The sequence below is a fragment of the Actinomadura sp. 9N215 genome, from assembly GCF_044326345.1.
GTDB lineage: Bacteria > Actinomycetota > Actinomycetes > Streptosporangiales > Streptosporangiaceae > Spirillospora.
Genome location: NZ_JBIRBA010000062.1, coordinates 1 through 6,622, shown reverse-complemented (window position 1 = coordinate 6,622; position 6,622 = coordinate 1). Strand labels below are relative to the sequence as shown.

Sequence of the window (6,622 nt, the reverse complement as noted above, 5' to 3'; positions counted from 1 at the left end):
TGCGCCCCGGCTTGGGCGCCCTCGCCGGTCGTGGTGTCCAGCCGCGTCCGCAGCGCCAGTGGAACGGAGGATGGGGGCGATGGTTCGAATGCCGTCATGGCAGCCACTTCCCTGGAGCGTGTGCACCCTACGCCGCCAGGGTCTGGAGCGGCCCGACAGACGACTGCCGTCGTCGCACGTAGCATAGGCTGCTCACGACCTGCGGTCTAACCCTGCGACCCGTTCAATCCGGAGTCAGCGGCGCGTATTCGCGCGGCGCCTTGCTACCTGCCGAAGAGCGGCTGCCGAGGATGTTGGAGTTCATCGAGCGGCAGTCAAAAGCGTGCTGGTACGCCGGGGGCGCAGTGTACGCGGGCGACGTGCCCGTCCAGATCGCGGCCGGCTTCCTGCCACTGGACGTTGCCGAAGGCAGCCTGCTCGCTGAGGAAACCGGTCTGGGGGGGCGCCTACTCCCGCCCGGCGGACCTTGGCCACGAGCCGACGTCCTTCGTCGAGGACGTCGACGTCCGGGCCCCCTTCGGAAGAGGAGGCCCGCGTGCTGCGCATGACCGAGGATCCGCGCGTGTACGAAATCGTCCGCGAGGCTCATACTTCGGCTGACCGCGTCGTGGAGGTGAACGTCATCGTTCTGCCGGTTCATCAGTGGTGCCTGCGCGACAAGTGGCCTGCTGAGTAGAGGACACCGGGCGTCAGCATTGGAGTTCCCGCTGGACCACCGTGACGAGGCGATCCCTCCTGAACGATGCGGTACGGGATCTGAACGGCCTGCACTACGGGGCCGGGGCTCGGCTACTGCTGTCGGACGTCGCCGACCGAACAGGAGGCGGCCGCTCGCCGGAACCGGACGATTGAGCGTTGGGGCGAGCGCTGAAGAGGGAAGAAGGGCCGTGTGGGAGTGGTCGGCCGCGTGGACGCCTATCAGAGGCGGCATCGTTGGGCGGGTCTGCCGCTGGCGGTGGTGTACAAGTTCGTGGACGACCAGGGCGGGTATCTCACGGCGTTGATCACCTTTTACGGGTTCCTGTCGCTATTCCCGTTGCTGCTGTTGCTGGTCACCGGTCTGGGGTTCGCGTTGGAGGGCAGCCCGGGGCTGCAGGAACGCGTGCTGGATTCGGCGCTTGCGCAGTTCCCGGTGATCGGGGACCAGATCGGCGCGAACATCCATTCCTTCCACGGCAGTTTCCTGGCTCTGGCCACAGGCGTCGTGGGCAGTATGTTCGGCGGGTTGGGCGTCGTGCAGGCCACTCAGAACGCGCTGAACAAGATGTGGGGAGTTCCGCGTAACTCCCGGCCGAATCCCATCGCCGCCAGGGTGCGCAGCCTCGTGCTGCTGGCGGTCGGCGGCGCGGTGATCCTGGTGACCACGCTGCTGTCGGCGGTGACCGCGTCCGGTGGCGTCTTCGGCGCCGGTGTGCGGTCGGCGGCCATCGTGGTGGCCGTTGCCCTCAACGTGGTGCTGTTCACGGTGGCGTTCCGGGTGCTGACCGCCCGGCGGCTCACCATCGCGCAGGTCCGGACTGGGGCGATCGCCGCGGCGCTGGTCTGGCAGATCATTCAGTGGGCCGGGGCGTTCCTCCTCGGTCACATGCTCAAGGGCGCCAGTGCCACCTACGGCATGTTCGGCATCGTGCTCGGCCTGCTGACGTGGATCTATCTGGGCGCGGTCGTCTTCGTGCTGAGCGCCGAGATCAACGTCGTCCGTGAGCGGCGGTTGTGGCCGCGTAGCCTGCTGACGCCCTTCACCGACAACGTCGAACTGACCGCCGGGGACCGGCGCGCCTACACCTCCTACGCCGAGACCGAACGCCACAAAGGCTTCGAAAACGTCGACGTCGACTTCGACCCCACTCGACGCGACGACTCGGACTGACACCTGGCCGCTATCCGGGCCGCCCCCGCGGCGGGCGCGTCAGCGGAGCGGGCGCCGGCGTCTGGTCGAACGCAGGGCCACCACAAGGGAGGAAGAGCAGCATCGTGGTGTGCCCGTACGGTCGGGGGCGGGAGCGGTCAGCGGCGGGCGAGCTGGCGTTCGCCGCCGGCGCCGGGCTGGTAGTCCAGGCCGTAGTGCCGGAAGACGGCTTCCTCGTCCTTGGCGGGCAGGACGTCATCGGTGCCGATCGCCGGGCAGTGCTTGACGAGTGCCTTGTCGTGGGCGACTCGCACGTAGCCGGGCCCGGCGGTCGCGCCGTCCAGCGGAACGAAGGTCAGCCGGTGGCGGGTGGGCAGGCCGATCCGCACGGTGGCCATGGCGGGTTCGTCGGTGCTGGTGTCGACGTAGACCGACTCCAGTGTGCCGATCTTGTGTCCGCCGGAGTCGAGGACGGTGTGGGTGCGCCATTCCCGGATGTCAGCCAGTTGGATCATCGTCGCTCCTTCCACTGGGCCCGATGGGGTCAGGGTCCCCCGTCTTCGTCGTCCGACTCGTCCAGGGTCGGCCTATTCCGGTTCACCCGTGTCGATCGGCGATCATGCCGCCCTCGTTCACGACGGGCGGGCTGCTGGTCCAGGGCCGCCGGCTCGGGGAGGAGCGAACGGCCCTGGAACCTCCGGCCAAATCTCCCCCCGAGGCAGTGTGGGCCGGCATCGTCCACCTAAGCGCGGTGACCCGAGGACGGACACAGCCAATCCATGCACAACCCATCACTCGCGCTGATAACCCTGTCGGCGGCTGGACCGGAAATCGGCTGAAATGGAGCGGGTTTCTCGTGCTCCGGTGTCGACGGCCCCGATGCGTGAGCGAATCACCCAGAAACTGTTTCTGTTTCCCGTATATTGGCAATTATTCGGGTAGAATAAAAGTATCCGGCAAACGACGGCATCCCGTTTTGAGGGCTTCCGTCATACCGGCCCGCCCCCCGGAGAGGGGGAGCCATGCAGACCTCGCACAAGCCGCGCGCCAACGGCCAGTCCGGTTCGGTGTCCCAGCTCAGACCACCTGGCCGCAGAGTCCCCGATCGGCACAAGTCGCTGCCGTCGCCGCGAACGGTGAAGGCGACCCGCACGAGCGTGGTGTGGTCCGAGCTGTGGGCTGTCGCGGTCCTCTTGATCCTCTTCATGGTGCTCGTGGTGAGCAACACCGGTGATGTGCGGATCTCCTTCACCGGGATGAGCGGCGTCCTGCCACTGGCGGTCGTGCTCATGGCCGCCATGGCCGCCGGGATCGCGGTCACCCTGCTCCTGGGCATGGCCCGTCTCACGCAACTGCGCCCGCTGACCCGCAAGCGCCTCCGCTGAGCCACCGACCCGCCACTCCGATCGGAAGCCCAAGGAAGGCGCCTGCCATGTGGACCACCACCGAACGCCGTACCACGATCAGCCTGTCCCCACCCTCGACTCCCCGGCTGCGGCTGCGTCCAGCGGCCCCTCCCGGCTCGGCGCGGCCCGTGCTGGACGGCGCCTGGTGGCCCCGCTCGACCGACCCGGTCGCGGAGCTGCCGGGTTTGATCCTGGCCTTGCAGGACCACGGCCTGATCGACGACCAGCGTCCCATCACCCACGTCCTGCTTCGGGTGGACGACTGGGACAGCCGTCCCCGGCGGCTGCGCATCGACGGCCCGGCCGACACCCGGGTGGTGCGGCTGAGCTGGTTCGACTCCCTGCCCTCCGGGCTGCTCACCGCGATCCACGCCGACGGCCGGCGCGTGGACCTGTTCACCGTCCCGGTCTCCACACCCCAGGCCGAGGCCGAGGCGTCGATGGAGCTGGCGTCCCACCCGCACAACCTCCTGCACACGCCTGACCTGCTGGCCGCCCTCACCCCGCCATCCGGCCGGATGGACCGGTCCGGTGCCCCGACGGTCTCCGAGAGCGGCTGGGAGTCCGAGGGCGGACGACTGCGGGAACGCCTCGCGGCACATTGATCCGCTCCGCCGCCCGGCCGGCCGTCATCCGGCTGTCCGGGCCGGCGCGCCCGCCCACCGTGATCGGAGATCACCATGACCACACTCACCGCCACCGCACCCGCCATTGCGTCCGCCACCGCGGGCCTTGTCCGGGCCCCCGACGAAGTGAGGATGCCCGCCCACCGGCGTCCCGGCCACACCATCGTCGCGTTGTCGGGCGTCCTGGACGTCGCGGCCGCTCCAGCGCTGCGCGAGCACCTGATCGGCGCGTTGCGGCACAGCGGCCGCCTGCTGATCCTCGACCTGAGAGAGGTGGCGTCCGCCGACGCGGCCGGGCTGGCCGTACTAGTCGGCATCCAGCGCCGCGCCGCAGGGCTCGGCATCACCCTGCGCCTCGCCGCCCCAGGCCCCCAGGTCGCCGCGCAGCTCCGCCTCACCGCGCTCGGTCGCGCCCTCACCGTCCACTCCACCCCGGACATCCACGCCGAAATCGCTGTCTAACCAGCGAACCGCAGCTGGCTACAGCCCGAGGCGATCCGGCCAAACCCCGCCCGGTTCCGCGACGCCCGACCATTCGGCGGGCGTCCCCGCCCGGGCTCGATCCTGATCGGGGCCCCGCACCCGCACGGAAGTCGAAGCCGCCACGCAACCCCGTCTGCGCGGCGGCCGGTGACGGCTGCCGCCCGGGCGGGCAGCGACCAGATGGACACCCGCTGACCGACCGTCCGGCCATGCGGGCGGCCGCGGCGTGGCGGCAGCCGGCCGCCATCGCCGACGGGTGACCCATCACTGGGGACGGGGCCCGCGCGACCAGCTCAGTGTTTCAGGCCGTCCCCACGTCGTGGTTCCCTGCCCTCGGCCGCGTCAGGAGACGACGATGGCGACCGCGGCGATGAGCGCGCAGACGAGGGCCACCGCAATGGCCATGCCGCCGATGAGCCCCCTCATCAGCCGCAGGTATTCAGCTTTCATGGTCATCGGGCACCTCTTGCCGGGCCTGGCCACGGTCACCGAACTCGGGGGTGACAGCCGGGCACCGCGAGTGCGGCGGAACCGCTGACGAGGGGACGGCGCTTCCACGAACCTTCGCGGCCGGGCCCAGCCTCAGGACCTCCCAGGCGGTGTTCACCGGCAATGTTCATGCGGGCACCCTTGTCTAGCGTCGGCTACGTCGCGGCCGGGCGCGGCCTTGGCGGGCTGGGCCGTCAGCGTCGGGCGGGCTGTCGCGGTGCGGCGGCGCGGCGGAGTTCCGCCGCTTGTCGTCCGCTTCGTCGATGGCGTCCTGGCGGCTGCGGGCGGACCATCGCTTCGGGGGTGACATGCCGCGCATGACCAGCGGAAGCAGCAGCAGGGCCGCACCGGCGGCCATCAAGATGGTGCCCACCGCGTGCAGATCGATACCGCGTACGGACCCCGTGACGGCGAAAGTGAGGATCGCGCCGATCGTCAGAATGGCGACGCCGCCCGCTATGGGCATCACACACCGCTGTTCGGCGAACTCAGGTGAATGATCCAGGCGATGATGTCCATGACCGAACTCCTCGACGAGCCATGAATTCGGTGACTGCCAGGATCGGTCTTCCGAACCGGTCGAAACAGCGGCCCCAATGCGCCACAGAAGAGACGGCCACCGGGCCGGCATGCCCGTTCGTTTTTCATTCAACCCTTCCCCGGCAGCGGGGGAAACAGCCGTTTTCCGAACGTTCCTTCTCCCCGGGAGATGACAGTTTGGACGCCACCAGCCGGACTAGGACGCCGAACGTGGAACAGGGAGCGGGCGGGGCGTCGCCACAAATGTCGCTCATCGCCCGTTCAATCGTGGGCGCTGTTCAAGTTGTGAACGGCTCAGCTTGGCGGGGCGGTCGATCACCGGAGCTGGCCGGAGTCAGACCAGGCGTTCGTGGACGTAGCACCATCTCCAGGTGGATCCCGGTTCCATCGCGGCGGCCAGCGGATGGTCGGTCTCCTGGTAATGCGCTTGTGCGTGCCGCTTGGGTGAGTTGTCGGAACATGCCACCCAGCCGCAGGTCAGGCAGATCCGGAGGGCCGTCCACCCGTCTCCTCGCGCCTCGCACACCGTGCAGCCGCGCGATCGGGGAGTGACGGGCGCCAGTCCGTCCACATGCTCACAATGTGGTGCCGACCCGTTCGGGCCGGTGGGCGCGCTTGAGGTCATGATTTGGACTCTCATTTCGTGGTTCATCGAGAGCCCCCCTTTCCGAGCACCGCGACGCGCCGCCGTTGGATCAGTACTCCAATTCCGGACGCGATGGACCGCCGCCGGCGTGCAGGCGATGCAGTACCCGGCGACGCGGGAAGCCGGACCTGTGGATCGTTGGCCAAGATCGGCATGCCCTCGGGGGTGTGGCCTCAGGGCACGATCGTGGTCATGATCTTCCGCTCCGAACTCGGATGCGTGATTGGTGCCCACTACCAGTTGAGCTCGATCCCCGGCCGGTCGTAACAGGCGATCCGAGCAGGCTCGATCAGCGGAGGCGATAACCGCCGGTGGTAGCCCTGACCCGCGGCCGGCCCGTCTGGGCCGCACGTCCCGTCTGGGCCGCACGTCAGGGGCCGCATGTCGTCGTCGCGATTCTGACGGACGTGATGTCGAACCGCTTATGTTGGGTAGTGGCCCTGCGGATTGTCGGGGAGCCGGGGAGGTGAGGTTCATGAGTGGGACGGTGACCGAGGTCTGGGTCGCGGCCAGCGGCGGCCATGACATTGTCCGCGCTGATGCGATCGTGATGCTCCGCCTGGACGAGACCGGACGGCTGACC

At 69.0% G+C, this 6,622-nt stretch carries 8 protein-coding genes; 5 read left to right on the top strand and 3 right to left on the bottom strand.

Annotated features, from left to right (window positions below; genetic code table 11):
• Window positions 1–535: 535 nt before the first annotated feature.
• Both ACH34T_RS44435 and ACH34T_RS44430 read left to right on the top strand, forming a co-directional pair.
• On the top strand, window positions 536–676 hold the full coding sequence (locus ACH34T_RS44435; RefSeq protein ID WP_396027065.1) for a hypothetical protein: 141 nt from the start codon (window positions 536–538) through the stop codon (window positions 674–676).
• A 231-nt stretch (window positions 677–907) separates the two neighbouring features.
• Window positions 908–1,870 (top strand): YihY/virulence factor BrkB family protein, encoded by a 963-nt coding sequence (locus ACH34T_RS44430; protein WP_396027064.1) that lies wholly within the window; start codon window positions 908–910, stop codon window positions 1,868–1,870.
• A gap of 137 nt (window positions 1,871–2,007) precedes the next feature.
• On the opposite strand, the gene ACH34T_RS44425 is transcribed toward ACH34T_RS44430, so the two are convergent.
• Complete coding sequence (locus ACH34T_RS44425) at window positions 2,008–2,364, bottom strand: PRC-barrel domain-containing protein (protein WP_131970390.1); 357 nt, start codon at window positions 2,362–2,364, stop codon at window positions 2,008–2,010.
• A 507-nt stretch (window positions 2,365–2,871) separates the two neighbouring features.
• Between ACH34T_RS44425 and ACH34T_RS44420 the strand changes: the two genes are divergently transcribed.
• The 3 genes from ACH34T_RS44420 (at window position 2,872) to ACH34T_RS44410 (ending at window position 4,343) form a co-directional block, all read left to right on the top strand.
• The gene (locus ACH34T_RS44420; RefSeq protein WP_396027063.1) at window positions 2,872–3,234 is read left to right on the top strand and encodes a hypothetical protein; all 363 of its coding nucleotides are present in this window, start codon (window positions 2,872–2,874) and stop codon (window positions 3,232–3,234) included.
• Between the two features lie 47 nt (window positions 3,235–3,281).
• Window positions 3,282–3,860, top strand: coding sequence for a DUF5994 family protein (locus tag ACH34T_RS44415; protein WP_396027062.1), 579 nt, complete (start codon window positions 3,282–3,284; stop codon window positions 3,858–3,860).
• A 75-nt stretch (window positions 3,861–3,935) separates the two neighbouring features.
• Window positions 3,936–4,343 carry an STAS domain-containing protein gene (locus ACH34T_RS44410; protein ID WP_396027061.1) on the top strand — a complete coding sequence of 136 codons (408 nt, stop codon included), beginning with the start codon at window positions 3,936–3,938 and terminating at the stop codon, window positions 4,341–4,343.
• Between the two features lie 655 nt (window positions 4,344–4,998).
• On the opposite strand, the gene ACH34T_RS44405 is transcribed toward ACH34T_RS44410, so the two are convergent.
• Together ACH34T_RS44405 and ACH34T_RS44400 are read right to left on the bottom strand one after the other, a co-directional pair.
• Window positions 4,999–5,505 carry a DUF6458 family protein gene (locus tag ACH34T_RS44405; protein WP_396027060.1) on the bottom strand — a complete coding sequence of 169 codons (507 nt, stop codon included), beginning with the start codon at window positions 5,503–5,505 and terminating at the stop codon, window positions 4,999–5,001.
• Between the two features lie 222 nt (window positions 5,506–5,727).
• The gene (locus ACH34T_RS44400) at window positions 5,728–6,018 is read right to left on the bottom strand and encodes a UBP-type zinc finger domain-containing protein (RefSeq protein ID WP_396027059.1); all 291 of its coding nucleotides are present in this window, start codon (window positions 6,016–6,018) and stop codon (window positions 5,728–5,730) included.
• Between the last annotated feature and the right edge of the window lie 604 nt (window positions 6,019–6,622).